Genomic DNA, 261 nt, shown 5'->3' with positions numbered 1-261 from the left:
GGTTTCCCTCTGTCACGATAAATACGTCGGGTTCCGAATCGCTCCGGACAGCAATGAGCGGCTCCGCATTAAAATACCCGAGCTCGGCTATGGATTGCGCGACCGCGTACACATCAAATCCCATGTCGAGAAGCACCGCGAGTTCGCTAGTTGAGTTGACCCGAACGCTCTCCGGAATCCTGGGATTATCTGGATCTAAGCGCAGATTTGATAGCGGAATCGACATGGCGTGTCCGGCGCTGACCGGCAATTCTTCAGGCA

The 261-nt window shown here is 54.8% G+C and carries 1 protein-coding gene; it reads right to left on the bottom strand.

Annotated features, from left to right (window positions below):
* Nucleotides 1–261 (bottom strand): hypothetical protein (locus tag AC1RPT_RS08070; RefSeq protein WP_481763034.1); only part of this gene is annotated, 261 nt, incomplete at both ends.

It is taken from the genome of Dellaglioa sp. CoH-56-MRSF-11, from assembly GCF_056782135.1.
Note: the sequence above shows the minus strand (reverse complement) of the source record. Positions and strands in the feature narration are given on the sequence as shown.